We start from the raw sequence: 18,999 nt of genomic DNA, 5'->3' as shown, positions 1-18,999 counted from the left end.
CTTCTAGGCATCCGGATTGGCCGCGATTTCCTCGCGGCGGCGCGCGACATAGGCATCGAGCGCCTCGCGGATCGCGGGATCCATCACCGGCTCCTCATAGTCGTGCAGAGCGTGCTGCCAGAGCTCGGTCGCCCGCTCCAAGGCGTCCTTGCCGCCGGCCTCCTGCCAGGCACCGTAGTTCTGCCAGTTGGACAGCATCGGCTGATAGAAGGCCGTTGTGTAGCGCGACATGGTGTGCTCGGCGCCGAAGAAATGGCCGCCAGCCGGCACCGACTTGATCGCTTCGAAGCCGAGGTCGTCCTCCTGGAACGGCAAGGGCCGCAGGAACTCCATCATGTTCTGCAGGATCTCGACGTCCAGCACGAGCTTCTCGTAGGACGCGGTCAGCCCGCCCTCCAGCCAGCCGGCGGCATGGTAGATCAGATTGGCGCCGCCCAGCACCGCGCCCCATGTCGCCATCTCGGTTTCGTAGGCCGCCTGCAGATCGACCACGTTGGAGGCATTCGCGTTGGAGGTGCGGTAGGGCAGGTTGTAACGCCGTGCCAACTGTCCGGCGATGATGTTGGCCTTGGCGTTCTCCGGCGTGCCGAAAGCCGGCGCACCCGACTTCATGTCGACATTGGAGGTGAAGGCGCCATACATCACCGGCGTGCCGGGGTTGACGAGCTGCGTCAGCGTCACGCCGAACAGCGCTTCGGCATTCTGCTGGCAGAGCGCCGCGGCAAGCGTCACCGGCGTCATCGCGCCCATCAGCGTGAAGGGCGTCACCGTCACCGGTTGGCCATGCTCGGCCATGGCGATCAGGCCTTCGGCCATCGCGTCGTCGAACAGGCGCGGCGAGTTGATCGAAATGATTGTCGTAACACCTGGCGAAGCGCGCATCTCCTCGACCGAGATGCCGCGCGCGATGGCCATCATGTTGATGCCGTCCATCGCCCTGGCGCGGCCGATCGCGGTGCAATGGAAGGAGAGGTCGCTCAGCGTCAGATTGGCGTGGTAGGTGTCGAGATGGCGTGAATTGGCCGGCAATTCGATCGGCGCCACCACCTGGTTGCCGATGATGTGGATGGCGTTGAAGTGGTGCGCCAGCCGGATGAAGTTCTGGTAGTCGGGCAGGTTGCCGGGGCGGCGGCCGTTGATGCGGTCATGCACGTTGGGCGGACCGGCGACCAGGCCGAAGACCAGCGAATTGCCGCCGAAATGGACCCGCTTGTCCGGATTGCGGCTGGTCAGCGTGAAGGAGGAGGGCACGTTGCTCAGAGCTTCCGTCACGATGCTCTCGTCGATGCGGATGGTCCGCTCCTCTCGATCGACGATGGCGCCGGCTTTGGCGAACAGGTCCATCACCTTCTCGCTCATGACCCGGATGCCGAGCTCCGACAGAATGCGCATCGAGGTCTTGTGCAGTTGCTCGATGCGCTCCTCGTCGAGCAACTGCATGGGCGGGTAGGGGTTTTTCACGCTCTGCCACGGCAGTTGCGCGATGCCGCCACCGCCGCGTCCGAGCTTCGATCTGCGGCCACCGCCGCGCCTGTCCTGTGACATCGGATCATTCCCCTTCGATTCTTGTTCTCGTAATTCCGGGCGGAAAACCGCTGCGCACTTTTCCTGGAACTGCTTTCAGTAGCCGCGTTCCGGATTGACCACATTCTCCAGCGGCTCGCCTTTGCGGTAGCGCGCCAGATTGTCGGCGAACATGCGCACCGACTTGATGTCCCAGCCGTCATAGACCGCCGCGCAATGGGGCGTGACGGCGACGTTGTCGTAGCCCCAGAGCGGGTGCTCGGCCGGCAGGGGCTCGGTCGCGAAGACGTCGAGCGCCGCGCCCTTGATCCGCTTGTTGTCGAGCGCGCTGAGCAGTGCGGCTTCCTCGACGACGCCGCCGCGCGAAATGTCGATGAGGACAGCGGACGGCTTCATCGCGGCGAAGGCAGCCTCTCCAAGCAGGCCGCGCGTGGTCGGCAGCAGAGGCACGCAGCAGACGATGAAATCGGCGCGGCCGATCAGTGCCAGCAGTGCATCGGGGCCATGCACCTCGTCGAGCGACGGCATCGGCTTCGGTCGGGCGCGGATGCCCAGCGTGCTCATGCCCATCGCCTGCGCGCGGCGCGCGACGGCCTCGCCGGTCTTGCCGAGGCCGACGATGAGGACGGTCTTGCCCTCGATAGGCTCGACGCGGCCGCCCCCCCATTGGCGAGCCTGCTGTCGCCGTTCGAAGCCGCGCAGGTCGAGCGAGAAGGACAGCATGGCGCCGAGCGCATATTCGGCCAGCATGCCGGCGGCGACACCGGCCGAATTGGTAACCGTCACACGCGCCGGATCCCAGCGCCCGAGATGGTCGGTGCCGGAGCCGCCGATCGACACCCATTTGACTGTCGGGCTCTCGACGAGGGCCTGGCGCGGATAGCGCGGCGTGCCGTCAAAGCGGATTGAATAAACCACTTCCGCGGCAATCCGCTCGATCAGCGCGGGAAGGCCGGCATAGGTGTCGCAGGCATGGACATCGAGATCCGGGTGCGTCTCGGCGAGCACGGCAAGCGCGCCGGCCGGCTTGTCGGTGTGCAGGATGATTGTTGGGCGCGCCGACATCGCTGCCTCAATCGCGGCCGATATGGTCGGCTGCGCTGCCGAGGGCGGCAAGCAGCGCCTGGCCGCTTTCCAGCGTCGCGTTCTCATGCGGTGCGCGCAGATTCAGCCAGCGCCGGTCGCCGGACTTGACCGCAAGCACCGCCTTCATCGCCGGGATCAGCCCGGCATCCTGGATCACTTTCCGGAACGCCTTGACGGCGGCATCCGCCTGGGCGAAGTCCTCGCCCTTCCGAGCCGCGTCATAGAGGCGGCGGATGGCGGCGGCGTTCAGATTGACCGTGGCCGAAATGCAGCCGGCCGCGCCGTTTGCCAGACCCTTGGTGAGCTGCGCCTCGGAGCTCGGAAAGACCGAAATATCGGGCGCGGCGGCGATGACGGAAGCCGTGTTGTTCCAGTCGCCGGCGCTGTCCTTGTAGGCCACGACCGTGTCCGGAAATGCTTTGCTCAGCCTTGCCGTCAGCGCCGGGCTGACCGGCACACCGGAATTCTGCGGGATATGGTAGAGGATCACGCGCATCGAAGGTTTTGCCACCTTCTCGATCAGTTCGCTGTAATAGCGCGCCTGGCCGTTGTCGCCGGCGCCGGTGTAGAAGAAGGAGGGCAGCACCATGACCGCAGCGCAGCCGAGGGCCACAGCATGCGCCGACAATTCGACCGTTTCGGGAAGCGCGGTGACGCCGGTGCCGGGCATCAGCCGGTCCGGTGCGATGCCGGCCTCGACCAGCCATTCCAGCGCCTGCATGCGCTCGCGCAGCGACACCGACAGCGCTTCGCCCGTCGTTCCGAAGGGCGAGAGGAAATGCGCGCCTTGGCCGAGCACCCATTTGGCATGGGAGGTCCAGAGATCGCGCGCGATGCGGCCGTCGTCTTCGAACGGCGTCAGGATGGGAGCGATGGTTCCTTGCGGGCGGGTCATGGATGTCCTCTATGCTGGCGGCCGGCCACCGCCGCGACGGCGCGGGCGAAGTAGGCCGAAGCGGTGATGTCGAAGAGTATGTCGAAACCTGCCGGCGAACGGAACGTCACGGCTTCGATATGGCCGACGCGCGTCTGCGCGATATCATCGGCGCCGAATTTTTCGGGTCTCAGGTCCAGCGCGCAAAGGCCGCTCATCGCTTCGGCAAGGCGGGGACCGGAAAGCCGCATCCACGCCCAGCCTTCCTCGCGCCACGATGAGTAGCCTTTCGGCCCCACCGCGGTATGCCAGGCGGCTTTGATCTGGGCGAGTGTCTCGCCGGCATTCTCGGCGAGAAACAGGATGTCCTCGTTACCGAGGCGCAGGACCCGCATGCCGCGATGGTCGCCGATGCGGTTGACGGCGGGGAGGGGAACGCCTTGCGCCGTGAGCCAGGCGGCGCTGCCGCCGCCCTTCAGACCGAAGCATGGCTTGCCGGTAAGATCGCTCAGCACGACCGCGCCGGAAATCAGCTTCGTGCCGTCGGCCGCGCCGCCGGGCATGAAGGGGTAGATGTGAGTCGCTGCGCCGGCGGCCATCTAGATCTCCTGCCGCGCGTTGGTCGGATCGAAGAACGCGTGGGCGACCACCGGCGCCTCGACCAGTTCACCATCGCGGCACTTCACCGTCACGCGGCTGCCTTCGGCCTGGTCGTCGACATGAACATAGGCGAGCGCAATGTGAGCCTCGAGCGACGGCGAATATCCGATCGAGGTGATCTGGCCGACAGGTGCGCCTCCGCGCAGCACCAGGCAGCTTTCGCCGGGAATGTTGCGGGCGCCTGCGGGGAATTGTAGCCCGACCAGCTTGCGGGTCTGGCCGAGCCTTGCGCGCATCTCGATGGAGCGCTTGCCGACGAAGAACGGCTTCTTCTTCGAGACCGCCCAGCCGAAGCCCAGTTCGTCCGGCGTGGTGATCGCATCCGTGTCCTGGCCGATCAGGATGTGGCCTTTCTCCAGGCGCAAGATGCGCGATGCCTCCAGTCCGTAGGGGCGCAGACCGTGCGGCCGTCCGGCCGCCATCACCGCGTCCCAGAGACTGGGTGCCAGGCTCGAAGGGCAGTGCAATTCGTAGCTGAGCTCGCCGGTGAAGCCGATGCGCATCACCCGCACCGGCACACCGGCGACCATGCCGTCGCGGCCGCTGAGATAAGGGAAGGCGTCGCGGCTGAAATCGATGTCGCTGTCCAGCGCCTGAAGCACCAGGCGCGCCTTGGGTCCGGTGACGTTGAGGCCTGAGAACGCGCCGGTGAGGTTGAGCACGTCTACCTTCAGACGCCACTCGGCGTTCCAGAACAGCATGTCGGCATAGACGCGCGCGACGGCGCCGGTGGTCGCCGTCACGTAGAACTGGTCTTCGGCAATCCGGTAAGCGACGCCGTCATCGATTACCGAGCCCATCTCATTGAGCATCAGGCAATAGCGGACACGACCGACGGGTTGGTTGGCATGCGCCATGGTGTAGAGGCGGTCGAGAAACTCGCCGGCGTCCGGCCCGCGGATCTCCAGCTTGCCGAGCGTCGAGACGTCGAGCAGGCCGACGCCTTGGCGCACGGCGAGGATTTCCTCGCGGATAGCCTCCTGCGCGCTGTTTGCATCGCCGTAATAATAGGGCCGCCACCATGCGCCGACGGGCTTCATCGCGGCATTCAGCGCGATGTGTCGCGCATGCAGCGCCGTGCGGCGCTCCAACACTTCGTGGTGGCCAGCGAGCACGCCGAGCGTTTCCGGCCCCACCGGAGGACGCGCCGTGGTGATGCCGATCTCGCCGACGGTCCGGCCGGTTGCCTCGGCGACGATTCGGGCGGTCGCCAGGGCAGAATGGCGCCCTTGGCTAGGACCCATGCCGACGGTGGTGAAGCGCTTGACCAGCTCGATCTCGCGATAGCCGTCCTTGGTCGCGTTCTGCAGGTCCTTGACCTGCAGATCCTCGTCGAAGTCGACGAAGTCGCGTCCCTTGGGGTCCGCTACGATCTTCTGCACATAGCGTGGCCGGGCGGCCTTTGGTGTGACCGGAGGTTCCACCGTCGCTGCGTGGCCAAGTCGCGAAAGCGCGGTAGCAGCCGCGCGCCGGCCGCTGGCGATGGCGTCCTGCAGCTCGTCCGTTCCGGCGACGGCTCCGGCGAGATGGACGGGACCTTGCGGAAGCGTGATCGTCATCATCTGCGTCCCGGTATCGTAGCCCACCTTGCCTCCGGCCTGGCAGGGCAACTGCCATGCCGGCGTCTGGCCGATCGAAACGGTCAGCAGGTCGCAGGCGATCCAGCTTCCCCCGATACGGACGCGGGCAAGGTGACGATTTCCAGCCGTGCCCTCCGCCACCTCGATGGTTGCGTCCTTGCGGATGGCAACGCTCCTGCCGCGGAGCTCGGCTTCCAGCGGACCGGCCTCGCCGGCCGATCTCGGATCGACAAGTTCGACGACCGATACGCCCGCGTCGAGCAGGTCGAGCGCCGTCCGGTAGCCGTCGTCATTGGCAGCCAGCACCACCGCACTCTGGCCAGGCCGCACGCCATAGTGCCGGATCAGGCGCTGGGCAGCACTCCCGAGCATGATCCCCGGGAGGTCGTTGTTGCGGAAAACGGCCGGCTGCTCGATGGCGCCGGTCGCCAGGATCACCTCGAGGGCGCGTGTCCGGTGGAGACGGTCGCCCTCGATCAGCGGCAGCCAGTTGTCTTCGTACCAGCCATTGCAGACGGTGCCGGTCAGCAGCCGGAGATTGGGCAGCGCCTCTAGCCGCGACGCCAGGCCGGAGAGCACCGCCGGATCGTAGCGGCCGTAGCTCAGCGAGCCGCCGATCTCGGGATTCTCGTCGCACAGCATCACATCGGCGCCTGCCTCGGCGGCGGCGATCGCGGCGCTCAATCCCGCCGGACCGGCGCCGACGACGAGCAGGTCGCAATGCAGATGCATCTTGTCGAAATTCCTGTGCGGGGCCCTGGTGTCGACCACGCCCAGGCCCGCCTTGCGGCGGATCATCGGCTCCCAGAATTTCAGCCAGCTGTCGCGGCGCGGGCCCATGAAAGTGCGATAGTAGAAGCCGACCGGCAGGAAGCGGCCGAACCTGTCCATGACCGCGTCGCGGTCGCGCTCGAGCGAGCCGTTGACGTTCTGCGCGCAGACCCGCAGCCCTTCGCTGATCGGCGTGCGCTCTGCGGCTGCGTTCGGCTCGGACGGCAGCTGCACCAGCGCGTTGGCGTCGGCTCCGGTCATCGACAGGATGCCGCGTGGGCGATGATATTTGAACGAGCGCGAGAGCACCCACTGGCCGGAGGCGGCGAGCGCGCTGGCGATGCTGTCGCCCTCATAGCCTTCGAAGGATTTGCCCTCGAAGCTGAAGCGGATAGGGCGGCTTCGGTCGATCCGGCTTCCGAAAGGGGCGGGCAGCCGGTTCATGCGCGTTCCCGCAGTTGCGAAGCGTCGAAGGTGCGGATGATCTCGTTGCTGACGAGATCGCGCTCGGCCAGGAAGAAATAATTGCTCGGCACGTGCCGCCACCACTCGACCACAATGCCCTTGCGGTTCTCGGCTCGGAACAGATGGCGCGACCATTCCCTGTCGGCGGTGCCGTTCGGGTCGGGCCGCGCACGCACCGGGCCGAAAGACTGGAACTCGTCGATGTTGCGCGGGCCGTTCATGGGGCAGGTCAAAAGCTTCATCGTCAATGGCTCGCGGCGGTCGCGCCCATTTCGTTGAGCAGCCGAAAGGTCTCGAACCGCTCCAATGCAAATGGTTTCAGGATCTCGGGCACGCGGCCTTCGGCGATCGTCTGCGCCATGCGCTTTCCGGCGACCGGCGTCGCCTTGAAGCCCCAGGTGCCCCAGCCGCAGTCGAGCCACAGATTGGCGAGCGGGCTCGCGCCCATGATCGGGCTATAATCCGGCGTCATGTCGGTGATACCCGCCCATTGCCTCAGCAGCCGCACGCCCTGCAGGAAGGGGAAGAGGTGGACGGCGCCTTCAGCGAGATGCTCTTTCATGTCGAGCGTCGAGCGCGTCGAATAGAGCTGGTATGGATCGGAACCGCCGCCGATGACGACCTCGCCGCGCGAGGACTGCACGAGATAGGTGTGCAGCGAAACCGACGAGACCAGCGTGTGCAGCCAGGGCTTCAAAGGCTGGGTCACCATCGCCTGCAGCGGGTAGCAGCGGATCGGAAGCTCGACCCCGGCCATCAGCGCCACGTCATAGTTCATGCCGCCGGTGGCGATCAGCACCTGGCCGCCGGCGACGCGACCCCGGTTCGTCTTGACGGCCTGGACGCGGTCGCCGACGACCTCGAAGCCCTGCACCTCGGTGCGCTGGTGGATCTCGACGCCGCGCCGCGACGCCTGGGCGGCGTAGCCCCAGGCGACCGCATCGTGGCGCGCCGTTCCACCATCGGCATGCCAGAGCCCACCGAGGATTTCGAGCGGGCCGCCATAGTCCATGTTCAGCAGCGGACAGAGCTCCTCGACGCCCTTCTGGTCGACGACCTCGGTGCGCGTGCCCATATGCTTGCCCATCTCGGCGCGCATATGAAAGCTGCGCATCGTCGCCTCTGTGTGCGCCAGCGTGAGCTGGCCGCGCTGCGAGAACATGACGTTGAAGTCGAGCTCTTGCGAGAGCCGCTCGAACAGCTCGACGCCTTCCTTGTAGAAGGCGATACCTTCCGGCGTGATGTAGTTGGAGCGAATGGTGGTGGTGTTGCGCGCCGTGTTGCCGCCGGCGAGATAGCCTTTCTCCAGCACCGCCACGCTCTTTATGCCGTGATATTTGGCAAGATGGTGCGCGCAGGACAGTCCATGCCCGCCGCCGCCGATAATGACGACGTCGTAGGCGGGCTTCAACTCGGGCGTGGCCGGGATGTCGCCGCTGACCGGATAGTCCCTGCCGAGACCGTATTTCAGAAGCCTGAGGGGCATTGCGCGCTCAGCTCAAAGTCTTGGGAGGATCGTAGAGCAACGCGGAGAGATCGGAGAAGCGGCTGTCGCGATCATCGAGCGAGAGCACCGCATCGCGGATCGCTGCGGCGCGGCCGGATCCGAGCACGGGCGCTGCGAACTCCATATATTTGGCCTCAACGTCCTGCTTGGTCATCGGCGCTTCGGGACCGCCGCGCGCATGCACGTCGCCCGACATCAGCACGCGTCCATCGTTGGTCGTGATGACGACGTCGGCCCAGCGGCCGGCCGGGAAGCGGGCGCTGTAGCGCTCGCTCTCAGTCACCGTAATGCGGGTCAGCATGTCGGCGACCGCGGCGTCGGCGAGCCCGGGGCCGGAAATATGCTCCAGCCCGATGCGGCCATGAAGGATGAAGGTCGCGACGGCAAAGCGCAGGCTGTATTGCGCCTTCGAAGTCGTGTCCGGCATGCCGTCGAACAGCGTGGCGGCATAATGGAAGCTGTTCACCTGGACATGCGCGATGTCGGACGGGGCGAGATTGTGCGCCAGGCTGAGCTGGCGTACCGCGTCGATCGCCGCATGCGCCCAGCGGCAGATCGGATAAGGCTTCACATACTGATGCAGTGACTGCCAGAAGGCGCCGAGATCCTGCCAGTGCCTCGCGACCTCCGGCGCCTCGACGGTGATCGCCGGCGCTCCGGTGAAGCCGCGTTCGGCGAGCACCGCCGCCGAGAGGCCGACAAGAGCGCCGAGGCCGGAGCCATCATGCAGCATGGTCGGCGTGGCGATCTCCCGCATCATCTGGCTGCGCGGGCCGTGATACTCGGCAATGCCGAGCGCCTCGCGCAATTGGGTTCCGTCGAGCCGCCGCAGTCGTGCCGCCACGGCGGCCACGCCCAACGCGTTCCACGCGCCCGAGGTGTGATAGTCGCTCACCGTCGCATGCAAGGCGATGCCGGCGCGGCCGGCGACTTCGTAGCCAACGACCAGGGACGCTAGCGCCTCCGGCCCGGTGAGATCGGGCCTCGCCTCGGCGAGCGCGGCAAGCGCCGGCACCACCGCGACGCCGATATGGCCTTTGGTGGGACTGTAGCCGTCGTGGCCGTCGAGGTTGTCGGTCTGCGTGGCGACGGCGTAGGCCGCGCCGGCAATGCTGGCGCGCCGCCCATCGAACAGCATGCGGGCCGAATATTGCGGATCGTTGGAGCCATAGAGCAGGACCGCGGCGTCGCGGGCGATGCGGCCCGCTTCCATCGGTCCGGCCGCGACGGCGATGCCGAGCGTGTCGAGCAGAAGGTAACGGGCCTGTTCCAGCACCGGTTCGGGGAAGACGGAAGCGGGACGCCGCAGCACGAAATCGGCCAGACGCGTGAAAGTATCGGAACGGACGACAGGCCCCTCACGCCGGTATGACGGCACAGCCACGCGCTTATCTCCCCTGTCTCTTCACAACATCAATAAATTGGGTTCATTGCGCAGGCACGCGATTAGTTTGGCGGCTTTGACCAAAAATATTGATGCCATGTCGCTTGTCTGCGATTGAATGGCCGGTTGCGCGTGCGATAGCTGTAGGAAACGCGCAGCAGGAGACCGGGATGAAGCCGCCGCCCCCCTTGAACTATATCCGCTCGTTCGAGAGCTCGGCCCGCCATTTAAGCTTCACCACGGCGGCCAAGGAGCTGGGCTACACGCAAGCCGCGGTCAGCACGCATGTGCGCGCGCTCGAACATTATATCGGCCGGCAGCTGTTCATCCGCTATCCGCGCAGCCTGAAGCTCACCGAGATGGGGGAGGCATTCCTGCCGACCTTGCGCCAGGCGCTCGACCAGATCGACCAGGCGACCGAGGCGATCGTGGCTTCCTCGCGCAATCGGACGGTGGTCGTATCCTGCCCGATGAGCCTTGCGGAGAACTGGCTGGCGGGCTGCATGGCGGCCTTCCGCAAGAAGCACCCCGAGATAGAGATCGTGCTGCACGGCACGATCTGGGAGGACTTGAGCGAGCAGATCGCCGACATCACCATCTCGACGCGGCGTTTCGACGACCGGCCGCCTGCGGCGACCCCGCTCTGGAACGACGAATTGGTGCTGCTCTGCGCCCCCGGCATGCTTGACGGCGAACATGCGCTGAAGACGCCGCACGACATGCTCAAGGTGGACTGGATCTTCGTGCATGGCCGCCAGGAATACTGGCAGGTGGTGACCGAGGCGCTTGGCGTCGACCTGGAGGACCACGACAAGGGCCTGTCGACCAACGCCTCCAACATCGCCCTCGAGCTCGCCGCGATGGGAGCCGGCCTGGTCGCCACGCAGCGGTCGCTCGCGCATGCCTATATGCGCCGCGGGCTGCTCGTCGAGCCATTTCCGGTGCGGCCGCCAAGTCCCTGGAATTACTATCTCACCGAGAGCCAGCTTTCGAAAGGAAACATCGCCCGCACGGTCAGGGAATGGATACTTTCCAGGGCCAGGGAAGACGCCGCGCGACCATAGTGTTCGGTTCAGTCTCAAAAATTTGACAGGACAATGGCATCGTTTTTTTAGGCCTCAAAGGCCGGTTTTCTGCGGTTTGTGAAGGGTCGAGCCCTTCCGGGATTTTTGCATCGCCCCTAACATGCGCAGCCGCAAGGGGAATGTAACGGGCGGAAAGCCCTGAACCGGAGAACAACGATGACAATGTTCAAGAGCAACGGTGATCGCGTCCCGGCGGTCATCGAAAGCTACGCAGCCGAAGTCAAAGGCGGCCGGATGGACCGCCGCGAATTCCTGGCCATGGCGAGCGTGATGGGCGCTTCCACGGCGCTCGCCTATTCGATGGCAGGGATGGAGCCGGCCAAGGCCGCCGCGCCCGTGCCCGGCAAGAAGGGCGGCATCCTGAAGATGCAAATGATCATCAAGGACATGAAAGATCCGCGCGCCTGGGACTGGTCGGAAATCGCCAACGTCATGCGTCAGTGCAACGACTACATGATCCGCTACACCACCGACTTCACCTTCGAGGGCCATCTGGTCGAGAGCTGGGAGGTGAGCGACGATGCTACCGAATACACGCTGCACCTACGCAAAGGCGTGAAATGGTCGAACGGCGACGACTTCAACGCCGATGACATCGTCTACAACATCGAGCGCTGGTGCGATAAGGCGGCCGAGGGCAATTCGATGGCTGGCCGCATGGGTTCGCTGATCGATGCCGCCACGAAAAAGGCCGCCAAAGGCGCCATCACCAAGGTCGACGACCATACGGTGAAGCTTAAATGCAACCAATCCGACGTGACCATCATCCCGGGCTTTTCCGACTATCCGGCGGTCATCGTCCATCGCGACTTCGACAAAAATGGCGCCAATATGCTGAAGACGCCCGGCACCGGCCCGTACGAGCTGATCTCCTATAAGGTCGGCGAGTCGGCTTCGGTGCGGCGGCGCAAGGACTTCACCTGGTTCGGCGGCGAGCCCTATCTCGATGGCGTCGACTGGATCGACTACGGATCGGATGCGTCCAACCCCGCGATCGGCAGCGCCTTCGAAGCCGGTGAGATCGACTGCAACTACCAGACGGTCGGCGGCACGGTCGATCTCTATGACAGCATGGGGTTGGTCAAGGAGCAGGTGGTCACCGCCGGCACCATCGTGCTGCGCACCAACGTAACCAACAAGCCCTACGACGACAAACGCGTGCGCAACGCCATCCAGCTCGCGGTCGATAACGAAACTGTGCTGAAACTCGGTTACAGCGGCTTGGGCCAAGTCGCCGAAAACCACCATGTCTGCCCGATTCACCCGGAATATTACGAGCTGCCGAAGATTCCGCGCGACCTGGCCAAGGCAAAGGCACTGATGGCCGAGGCCGGCCAGACGGATCACGAGTTCGAGCTCATCTCTTACGATGCCGACTATGTGAAGGATCCGGCCGATGTCGTCGCGGCGCAGATGCGCGATGCCGGCTTCAAGGTCAAGCGCACCATCATCCCGGGCTCCTCGTTCTGGAACGACTGGACGAAATATCCATGGTCGACCACCGACTGGGGCATGCGGCCGCTGGGGGTCCAGGTGCTGGCGATCGCCTATCGCAGCGGTGAGGCGTGGAACGAGTCCGGCTATGCCAATCCGGAGTTCGACAAGAAGCTCAACGAGGCGATGGCCGTCGCCGACCCGGCCAAGCGCAAAGAGTTGATGAAGGACGTGGAGTTCATCCTGCAGGACTCCGGCATTCTCGTCCAGGCGTTCTGGCGCTCGCTCTATCGTCACCATGCCCCCTATGTGAAGAACCTCGGCATGCACCAAACATTCGAACTGCAACTGGACAAGGTCTGGCTGGACAAGGCCTAGACCGGCAGCTCAAGCATCAATTCAGGGGCGCGGCTTGCGCCCCTGAATTCGCCGGCGACTGCGATCGATCAGTCAGCTAAATGAAATCCCAAAGCGCTGCCAAAGAGCGCGAAGCAAGTCGCCGAACAAAGGGAAGAAAGCTCAAATATGCGTACTCATGCACAAGCCGTTGTTATTGGCGGCGGTCTGATTGGCTGCTCGATCCTCTATCATCTCGCCAAGTTCGGCTGGACCGATGTCGTGCTCTTGGAGCGCAACGAGCTGACCTCCGGTTCGACATGGCATGCGGCGGCCAACATCCACGGCCTGCATGATTCCACCAATATCAGCCGGCTGCAGCATTACACGATGGCGCTCTACAAGGAGCTGGAGGCCGAGACCGGCCAGGGCTGCGGCATCTTCCAGCCGGGCTCGCTCTATCTAGCCCAGACGGAGGCCCGCGAGCATCAGCTGAGGCTGCAGGAAGCCAAGGCGCGGCGCTACAAGATGAATTTCTACGAGGTCGGGCGCACCGAGGCGGAACGGCTGCATCCGCTGGTCGATTTCGACGGCATACGCTGCATCATGTATGAGCCGGAGGGCGGCAATGTCGATCCGTCGGGCGTAACGGCGGCCTATGCCGCGGGCGCCCGCCAGCGTGGCGCCGAGATCCATCGCTTCAACCCGGTCACGGCGACGGAGGCGCAAGCGGACGGCAGCTGGATCGTGCGCACGCCGAAAGGCGACATCCGCACGCAATGGGTGGTCAACGCCGCCGGCCTGTGGGGCAGGGAGGTCGCTGCCATGGCCGGGCTGCAGCTGCCGCTGATCCCGACCGAGCACCAATATTTCGTCACCGAGACAATCCCCGAGATCGCTTCCATGGGGCGCCGCCTGCCGTCGGTCGCCGATCGCGACGGGGAATATTACCTGCGCCAGGAGGGCCTCGGGCTGCTGATCGGCGCCTATGAGCGCAATATGAAGTTCTGGGCCGAGGACGGCACGCCGATGGATTTCGGCCACGAGCTGTTCCCCGACGATCTCGACCGCATCGAAGAGAACATGATGCGCGCCGTTCAGCGTGTCCCCGCAGCGGCTACCGCCGGCGTCAAGAAGGTGATCAACGGGCCGATGATCTGGTCGCCCGACAGCGCCGTGCTGTTCGGGCCGGCGCCGGAGCTCAGCAATTATTTCTGCTGCAACGGCATCATCCCGGGCTTCTCGCAGTCGGGCGGCCTGGGCAAGCTCGCCGCCGAATGGATGATCGAGGGCGAGCCTTCGCTCGATATGTTCGGCTGGGACATGGCGCGTTTCGGCCACTGGGCCGGCAAGGCTTTCACCAAGGCCCGCGTGCAGGACCAGTACAGCCACCGTTTCAAGATCCATTTCCCGAACGAGGAGCGCGCCGCCGGCCGCCCGGTGCGGACCCGGCCGGTCTATGACATGCAGAAGGAAATGGGCGCCGTGTTCGGTCTCAATTTCGGCTGGGAGCACCCGCTGTGGTTCGCCGCGGAAGGCGAGCCGCGCGAGGAGACGGTCGGCTTCACGCGCCAGAACTGGTGGGGGCCGGTCGGCCGCGAAGCGCGTATGCTGCGCGAGCATGCCGGCATTATCGACATCTCCAACTTCGCCAAGTACGAGGTGAAGGGCCCTGGCGCCGAAGCTTGGCTGAACGCGGTCTTCGCCAACCGCATGCCGACCAAAGTCGGCAACTCTTGTCTCACGCCACTGATCGGCAAGCGGGGCGGCATTGCCGGCGACTTCACCGTGACCAGGCTGGCGGACGACGAGTTCATGGTGATCGGCTCGGGTATGGCCGAGCGCTTCCACCAGCGTTTCTTCAAATCCGTGCCGCTGCCGGAAGGCACGACGTTCCGCTCGCGCACCGAGGAACTCGGCGGCTTCAACGTCGCCGGGCCAAAGTCGCGCGAATTGCTGCAGCGGCTGACCAATGACGACCTGTCGAACGAGGCCTTCCCGTTCATGCGCTCGCGCCAGATCACCGTCGCCGGTGTGGAGGTGGTGGCGCTCAGGGTCTCCTTCACCGGCGATCTCGGCTGGGAGCTGCACTGCAAGGCGGCCGATCAGATCGAGCTCTACCGCGCGCTGCTCAAGGCCGGCGCGGAAGTCGGCGCCGGGCCGGTCGGCTCGCGGGCGCTGATGTCGCTGCGCGTCGAAAAGGGCTATGGCAGCTGGAGCCGCGAATATTCGCCGGAATACTGGCCGCAGGAGGTCAAGCTCGACCGACTGGTCAAGACGGACAAGGACTTCCTCAATCGCGACGCCTATCTCGCCGTCGCCGAGAAGCCCGCGCGCGACGAACTCATCATGCTTTCCGTCTCGGCCAAGGACGCCGACGCCACCGGCGGCGAGCCGATCTTCCTGCCGGACGGCACGCCGATCGGCCAGGTGTCGTCGGGCGCCTATGGCTATTTCGTCGATCAGTCGCTGGCGATGGGCTACGTGAAGGCCGGAACCGCCAAGGCCGGCGACAAGGTGACCGTCGCCATTCTGGGCAGGCCGCATGATGCGGTGCTGCTCGCGCATCCACCCTTCGATCCGGAAGGCAAGCGACTGCGGTCGTAGGGGCTGTCGGGCAACCGGGGCGCCGGCTGCCCGGCTTAGCCGCCGTACCGGCTGAGCCAGTGGCGGGCGATATCGGAGCGGCGGCAGACCCAGATGTCGGGATTGGCCGTGATCTTGTCGAGGAAGCGTTCCAGCCCGATCATTCGCCCCGGCCGGGCGGCCAACCGGCAATGCAGCGACACCGTCATCATGCGCGGGATATTTTGGCCTTCCTTCAAAAGCCAGTCGACGCCGTCGCTGACATATTCGAAGAACTGGCTGCCGGTCTCGAGACCGGAGCCGCGCGAAAAACGGCTGTCGTTGTTGTCGAAGCTGTGCGGCACGACGAGGTGCCGCTTGGCGCCGACCTCGACGAAATAGGGCAGGTCGTCATTGTAGTCGTCGCAGTCGAACAGAAAGCCGCCATGCTCGACCACCAGCCGCCTTGTGTTGAGGCTTGGCCGGCCGGTGTACCAGCCCGCTGGATCGGTGCCGGTGATCTTGCGGACCGTATCCACCGTCATGGCAATATGCTGGCGCTCTTCCTCTTCGCTGAGCGGCGCATAGTCGATCCAGCGCCAGCCATGGCACACGATGTCGCTGCCGAGTGCTGCGATCGCCTTGCCGGCGGCCGGATTGAGCTCCAGCGCGCGCCCGACAATATAGAAGGTCGGGACGACGCCCTTGTCCCGGAACAGCGAGACGAGCCGCCAGACGCCGACGCGCGAACCGTACTCGTAAAGCGATTCCATGTTGCGGTTGCGCAAGCCCGGCATGGCGGGCGCCACGGCAAGGTCGGACAGGATCGTTTCGGAGACGCCGTCGCCTTCGCCGATCGAGTATTCGGCACCTTCCTCGTAGTTGACGACGATGCTGAGCGCCAGTTTCGCGCCGCCGGGCCACTCGGCCTGCGGAGGCCGCTCGCCATAGCCGATGAAATCGCGGGCGGGCAGATACGGCGCGTCTGACGTCATGAAATCCCCTCGGATAAAGCTCTTACCAGCATAGCCGGCCGCGCAGGGCGGTCAGGATGCGCAGCGCGCGGTCCATGACGTCCTGCGGCCCGATCGTGATGCGCAGGCAATCGGCGAGGCCGTAACCGGCGAGGCCGCGCACGACGATGCCGGCGCCGCGCAAAGCGTTGTCGGCGGCCGCCGCTGCCGCCGCCTCGGCAAAGCGCACCAGCACGAAATTCGTCCGGCTCTCGGGAACCTCGTATCCGGCCGTGCGCAATCCTTGCGCGAAGCGGTCGCGAATGTCCGATGTGCGCGCCACCGCTGCGCGCATATAGGCCTGGTCCTCGATGGCCGCGACGGCCATGGCAAGGCTCACCGTCGAGACCTGGTTGGAGTTCTGAATCTTGCGCAGTTCGGCGGCGATTTGGGGCGCGAACAAACCCCAGCCGATGCGTGCGCCGGCCAGCCCGTATGCCTTGGACAGACTGCGCAGGACGACGGTGTCGCCTCGCCCGGCCAGCGCAAAGAGGGCGTGCGGATCCTGGTCGTCGAATTCGCCATAGGCCTGATCGATCATCAGGAGAACGTCGCCGGGAAGGGCCGCGCGCAGGCGCAGCAGCTCCGTATTCTTGATGCATGTGCCGGTCGGGTTGCCCGGATTGCAGACGAAGACGATGCGCGTCGCCGGCGTGAGCGCCGCCAGGACGGCGTCGATCGAGACCTCAAAGCCGTGCTCCCGCGCCTTGACATAGGCCGCCCCGACGCGCGCGGCCGCCGAGGCGGCAAAATTATAGGCGTAGTCCGTGGCAAGCACGTCCGTGCCGGGACCGGCGAAGGCCGCGATGGTGCAGGCGATCAGCTCCATCGAGCCCGCGCCGCACAGTATAAGGTCGCGCTCGACCCCATAGGCCCTGGCGATCGCATCGCGCAGCAAGGTCCAGTCCGGGTCAGGATAAAGGTGACTGCGCGCCGTGGCGTCCCGGCCAGCCTCGATCGCCTTGGGGCTCGGTGGAAAGGCGCTCTCGTTCTGCGCCAGTGTCGGCTGGTCGTAACCGCCGAAATTCGCCAGAGCGAAAGCGGACATGGCCTCGATATGGGCAGCGGCTTTCAAGGGCACGGTATAAAGGGTCCGGCTATCGGCTGTCGGCAAGGTGTCGCGCAGTGAGGCTAAGGCAGGGCGACCAAGCCGCAAAGCAAAATTCGCCGGTGCAATGGCTAGGGGAATCTGGCCCATGCAGGAAGAAATGGACCTGTGCCCGTAAGGCGAGCGGCCCGGCAAGCCAGCTCAGGAAAGGCTGCCGGGCCGGTTGGCGGGGCGTTGCACTAAAACATACGCCCGCACTGGCAACGCCGGATTTATATCAATGCCAGCCAAGGCAGTCCCTCATCCGAATGCAGGATTCCTTCCTTACCGATTCGTAAGGTTTGCCTATCAGCCCTGCTCGAGGCATGGCCTGCAAATGGATGATGGCCCGTCGCGGGGCGAGCTATAGGATCGTTGGGTTACGACCGAAACCTCGCGGAGGGGCTGCTCATGCAGTCTCCGATAGAAAAGAACAAAAACCCAGCTCGGCCGTTGCCGGGCGAAGCGGAACGTCGGGCGAGGCTCCAAAAAATGAAAGGACTGCGAAGCCTGCGATCGTATGGCTCCTGCCTCAGGTTTGACCCAAGCGCCCAGTTTCACGAACTGATCGATTGTACTGCGTTGCTGGAATGGTCGAACGAAGGCGACGGCGAGCGGTGGAGGCGAGCTGCCGCTCCCTAGCAGCATGTCTCCCGAGCCTCGCGCCGGCGCCGCCGGCCGTTACGCCTGACAAGCAGCGGTGAACGCTTGCGATTGGATGAGGCCATTTCGCAACAGGAACATTCAGGCCCGATTATCGTTGGCAGTTCTGTTCGACCGTAGAGACAAGCTCAATGGAACCTAAATCATCGCGCGATCTGCCCGGTCCCAAGCCCCGCAAGGACAAGCAATGCGAAACCCGAAATGCTGCTGCCGAAACCCCCGACAAGACCAACGACTGGGACCGGAACAAGGTCCATGGAGACGGGGACAGCATCGGGATCGAAGAAGATAAGGCCTAGGGCGTTTACCGTTCCACGGAACGGCGCAGCCCTCCATCTCTTTCTTGTTACGCAGTGCCGGACGGAAGCTACGGGGAAGTCGCCGAGCCTGATTGCTTGCTCTAGCCGGCGACGACAGCGGCCGTCACCTCCAAAACAAGCGGCCCGGCAAGGCTGGCGGGGTAGAACCAGTCACGCCGGGCCTGACCAGCAAGGCTCGCAACGCTCCAGCTGAATCGAGCTTATCAGCCCGATCAAGGGTTCTCGCCATACAAACGGAGGACGCTCAGCCCATCCGTGGTGAGCCAAGACCCGCCTTGCCAAATAAGTCGCGAGGGCTGTCCTTGAAAATCCATATGCTTTGGAAACTTGGCTCCCCGGGCCGCCGAAACTGCGAACTATGAACTGCCGATTCCCCTCAAAACTCCGCCAGAGCCTTCCCTCAACATTCGAAAGCGGGACCGCGAGCGTGTGGAGCGAAACCGGTTGGCAGGTGGCCCGAAACTATCCCTAAGGCAGCGGGCAGTCGCGCTCGCTCAGGACCGGTGGGTAGTACGAACGCGCGACCTCACGAACATCGGTATTCCCCGTTGCTATCTAACACGGATGTGCAATGAGGGTCTCCTCATCAAGGTCGGCTATGGAATCGATCGCGCAGCAATTCACGACGCGAAATGATCAGGTTAC

15 protein-coding genes are annotated in these 18,999 nt (G+C 64.8%); 5 read left to right on the top strand and 10 right to left on the bottom strand.

From position 1 onward, the window contains the following. Positions 1-3 precede the first annotated feature (3 nt). The 8 genes from P9273_RS04995 to P9273_RS04960 form a co-directional block, all read right to left on the bottom strand. A complete protein-coding gene (locus P9273_RS04995) occupies positions 4-1,545 on the bottom strand; it encodes a trimethylamine methyltransferase family protein (RefSeq protein ID WP_278047901.1) in 1,542 nt (513 codons plus the stop codon). Between the two features lie 75 nt (positions 1,546-1,620). Then, positions 1,621-2,589 (bottom strand): D-2-hydroxyacid dehydrogenase, encoded by a 969-nt coding sequence (locus tag P9273_RS04990; RefSeq protein ID WP_041004101.1) that lies wholly within the window; start codon positions 2,587-2,589, stop codon positions 1,621-1,623. A 7-nt stretch (positions 2,590-2,596) separates the two neighbouring features. Continuing rightward, positions 2,597-3,505, bottom strand: coding sequence for a dihydrodipicolinate synthase family protein (locus P9273_RS04985; protein ID WP_278047900.1), 909 nt, complete (start codon positions 3,503-3,505; stop codon positions 2,597-2,599). Further along, positions 3,502-4,083 carry a hypothetical protein gene (locus P9273_RS04980; protein ID WP_278047899.1) on the bottom strand — a complete coding sequence of 194 codons (582 nt, stop codon included), beginning with the start codon at positions 4,081-4,083 and terminating at the stop codon, positions 3,502-3,504. Before P9273_RS04980 ends, P9273_RS04985 begins: the two co-directional genes overlap by 4 nt. Then, complete coding sequence (locus P9273_RS04975) at positions 4,084-6,939, bottom strand: 2Fe-2S iron-sulfur cluster-binding protein (protein ID WP_278047898.1); 2,856 nt, start codon at positions 6,937-6,939, stop codon at positions 4,084-4,086. It abuts the gene before it with no gap. Beyond that, positions 6,936-7,202 (bottom strand): sarcosine oxidase subunit delta, encoded by a 267-nt coding sequence (locus tag P9273_RS04970; RefSeq protein ID WP_041004104.1) that lies wholly within the window; start codon positions 7,200-7,202, stop codon positions 6,936-6,938. Before P9273_RS04970 ends, P9273_RS04975 begins: the two co-directional genes overlap by 4 nt. A 2-nt stretch (positions 7,203-7,204) precedes the next feature. Beyond that, positions 7,205-8,446, bottom strand: coding sequence for an FAD-dependent oxidoreductase (locus P9273_RS04965; protein WP_278047897.1), 1,242 nt, complete (start codon positions 8,444-8,446; stop codon positions 7,205-7,207). A 7-nt stretch (positions 8,447-8,453) separates the two neighbouring features. Continuing rightward, entirely contained in the window at positions 8,454-9,851 is a 1,398-nt protein-coding gene (locus P9273_RS04960; protein ID WP_278047896.1) for an MmgE/PrpD family protein, read from the bottom strand. Positions 9,852-10,021: 170 nt separating this feature from the next. On the opposite strand from P9273_RS04960, the gene P9273_RS04955 reads away from it, so the two are divergent. The 3 genes from P9273_RS04955 (at position 10,022) to P9273_RS04945 (ending at position 15,313) form a co-directional block, all read left to right on the top strand. Beyond that, positions 10,022-10,915: a LysR substrate-binding domain-containing protein gene (locus tag P9273_RS04955; protein WP_278047895.1), complete on the top strand. Its 894-nt coding sequence runs from the start codon at positions 10,022-10,024 to the stop codon at positions 10,913-10,915. A gap of 177 nt (positions 10,916-11,092) precedes the next feature. Continuing rightward, the gene (locus tag P9273_RS04950) at positions 11,093-12,748 is read left to right on the top strand and encodes an ABC transporter substrate-binding protein (RefSeq protein WP_278047894.1); all 1,656 of its coding nucleotides are present in this window, start codon (positions 11,093-11,095) and stop codon (positions 12,746-12,748) included. 147 nt (positions 12,749-12,895) lie between these two features. Beyond that, positions 12,896-15,313 (top strand): GcvT family protein, encoded by a 2,418-nt coding sequence (locus tag P9273_RS04945; protein WP_278047893.1) that lies wholly within the window; start codon positions 12,896-12,898, stop codon positions 15,311-15,313. Between the two features lie 35 nt (positions 15,314-15,348). Here P9273_RS04945 and P9273_RS04940 read toward each other — a convergent pair whose 3' ends face one another. Together P9273_RS04940 and P9273_RS04935 are read right to left on the bottom strand one after the other, a co-directional pair. Then, positions 15,349-16,266: an allantoinase PuuE gene (locus P9273_RS04940; protein WP_278047892.1), complete on the bottom strand. Its 918-nt coding sequence runs from the start codon at positions 16,264-16,266 to the stop codon at positions 15,349-15,351. A 22-nt stretch (positions 16,267-16,288) separates the two neighbouring features. Continuing rightward, positions 16,289-17,365: a pyridoxal phosphate-dependent aminotransferase gene (locus tag P9273_RS04935; protein ID WP_278047891.1), complete on the bottom strand. Its 1,077-nt coding sequence runs from the start codon at positions 17,363-17,365 to the stop codon at positions 16,289-16,291. Positions 17,366-18,165: 800 nt separating this feature from the next. On the opposite strand from P9273_RS04935, the gene P9273_RS04930 reads away from it, so the two are divergent. Both P9273_RS04930 and P9273_RS32240 read left to right on the top strand, forming a co-directional pair. Then, a complete protein-coding gene (locus tag P9273_RS04930) occupies positions 18,166-18,333 on the top strand; it encodes a hypothetical protein (protein ID WP_278047890.1) in 168 nt (55 codons plus the stop codon). 450 nt (positions 18,334-18,783) lie between these two features. After that, positions 18,784-18,990, top strand: a complete 207-nt coding sequence (locus P9273_RS32240; protein ID WP_336619366.1) for a type IV toxin-antitoxin system AbiEi family antitoxin domain-containing protein — start codon at positions 18,784-18,786, stop codon at positions 18,988-18,990. Positions 18,991-18,999: the final 9 nt, after the last annotated feature.

It is taken from the genome of Mesorhizobium sp. WSM4935, from assembly GCF_029625735.1.
Taxonomy (GTDB): domain Bacteria; phylum Pseudomonadota; class Alphaproteobacteria; order Rhizobiales; family Rhizobiaceae; genus Mesorhizobium.
The sequence above is the reverse complement of the archived record's forward strand: the minus strand, read 5'-3'. Positions and strand labels throughout refer to the sequence as shown.